The sequence below is a fragment of the Arthrobacter sp. TS-15 genome, assembly GCF_006964045.1.
In the GTDB taxonomy this organism is placed as follows: Bacteria; Actinomycetota; Actinomycetes; order Actinomycetales; family Micrococcaceae; genus Arthrobacter.
Genome location: NZ_SDXQ01000126.1, coordinates 1 through 1,265 on the forward strand (window position 1 = coordinate 1; position 1,265 = coordinate 1,265).

Consider the following 1,265-nt stretch of genomic DNA (forward strand, 5'->3'; position numbering starts at 1 on the left):
ATCCGTGCGCGCTTACGGTAGGACCTGTCGCACTGTGGTGGAAGAGGTGCGGTAACGTTTGTTCGATATCCCGTCAAAACCCTAGACGATGCTCCGACTAGGGAGTGGGATTCAAACCCCGCGTGCGTTTGTGTTGACTTGTGTCCTGCGGAGGGGGCGACGGCACGGCTATCGCTCAAGGTGACCGCAGTGCCCGGAAGTCCGCCGGGACATCGGATGTCCCGGCGAAATCTCTTGCGTGGCGCGGCTGTTCCGTGGAGTACCGGAAAGGCCGACCGTGACCCATGGGCGGGTCGGCAGTTGAACCGGGCATGAAGAAGCGCAGCATGCTCGCCATCGCCTCCCTCGCCGCCGGATTCGTGGTCGCGGCCGTCACGCCGTCCCACTCCGCGGAGGGCGGCGACGCCCTCGGCAGCCTCGACGTACAGAACACGCTCAGCAGCCTCGACCAGACGATCAGCGACGGCAGTCTGGCCACGGACGACAAGCCCGAGGAGCAGCGGGGCTGACCCACGAGTCAGGACCGTCCCGACCATCAGCCCGGCCCGTCGAGGGCCGGGCTTTCGCATGCGTCCGGCCCGTCGAACGCGACCTCTTCAGGGCCTGGTTTCCGTGGCAGGGTGGAGCGGGCAAGCCTCAGGGGGCCAACAGCAGAGGGGGAACCGTGATCGTTTGGATCAACGGTGCGTTCGGTGCGGGGAAGACCACCACCGCACGGGAACTGATCGACCTGATCCCGAACAGCACACTCTTCGACCCCGAGCTCATCGGCGCCGGGCTGACGCAGCTCCTGCCCGCCAAGCGCCTCGCCGAGGTCGGCGACTTCCAGGATCTGCCGATCTGGCGACGGCTCGTGGTCGACACCGCCGCCGCGATGCTCGCCGAACTCGGGGGCGTACTCGTGGTCCCCATGACACTGCTCCGCCAGGACTACCGTGACGAGATCTTCGGCGGACTCGCATCCCGCAGGATCGCGGTACGCCATGTGCTTCTCGCCCCGGCGGAAACGATCCTGCGCGAGCGAATAGCCGACCGGGAGGTCCCGCCGGACCTCCCCGACGGGGAGATACGGGTGCGGCAGTGGTCGTACGACCACATCGAGCCGTACCACGCCGCACTCGCCGGCTGGCTCACCGCCGACGCCCACCCGGTCGACACCAGCGCGCTCACCCCGTACGAGGCCGCCGTGCGCATCGCCGCGGCCGTGAGCGGCGGGACCGTCCCCGTCTGCGACATCGTGCAGACCCCCGAGCCCACGAGACTAG

At 68.0% G+C, this 1,265-nt stretch carries 2 protein-coding genes; both read left to right on the top strand.

Translation table 11 applies throughout. The features are described from left to right. Window positions 1–326 precede the first annotated feature (326 nt). Window positions 327–509 (top strand): hypothetical protein, encoded by a 183-nt coding sequence (locus EU811_RS23240; RefSeq protein ID WP_238703556.1) that lies wholly within the window; start codon window positions 327–329, stop codon window positions 507–509. Between the two features lie 155 nt (window positions 510–664). Further along, window positions 665–1,265 (top strand): AAA family ATPase (locus tag EU811_RS23245; RefSeq protein ID WP_142940591.1); only part of this gene is annotated, 601 nt, incomplete at its 3' end.